The organism is Thalassotalea sp. G20_0 (assembly GCF_017744175.1).
Classification (GTDB): Bacteria; Pseudomonadota; Gammaproteobacteria; order Pseudomonadales; family Endozoicomonadaceae; genus Endozoicomonas.
In genome coordinates, this window is sequence record NZ_JAGHQV010000463.1 from 1 (window position 1) to 583 (window position 583).

The window sequence follows — 583 nt, forward strand, 5'->3', positions numbered from 1 at the left end:
GAACCCGGCTCGAAAGACGCACCCCTTCAACAGCCATCCCCAGCCCGCTATCAAGGGAGTCAGGGAACCAGAGGACTGCTTGCACTTGGTACGCTGGCCAGCTCTTTTCACTATGCCAATTCGGATGTCATTGCCGAGGGTTCACAAGCCATAAAGATTAACGATACCCAAACCCTGGGCAAGATTGGTCGGGATCCCGGCTATCCACTGAACGGTACATACCAACAGACGGCGGATATTGTTGCCACTCAAGACTATCAATCCATTGGCAATGATACCCACCCATTCACCGGGAAGTACGATGGGCAGTGCCGTACCATCAGAGACCTGCCTGACTGCTTTGTTGGCACTCTGAAAGGCAGCATCAGTGACCTTCACTTGACTGGTGCCAATATAATAAATTCCACGAAGGTGACTGGGGTAGCAGCCTGTGTTGTTGATGTTAATGGCACAGTTATTGGTGTCCGGGTCGAAAATGCTCGTATTTCCACTTGGGGTTACAGAGCTTACGCGGGCATTGGGGGAGGGGAGGTTAGAGGAACGGTTGCCAACACCACGGCGGTGAACAGCACGGTTGAAACCT

General features: G+C 52.7%; 1 protein-coding gene. It reads left to right on the plus strand.

Annotated elements, in window-relative coordinates; genetic code table 11:
- On the plus strand, window positions 1–583 hold a 583-nt coding region (locus tag J7438_RS27060; RefSeq protein ID WP_209279106.1), incomplete at both ends, for a hypothetical protein.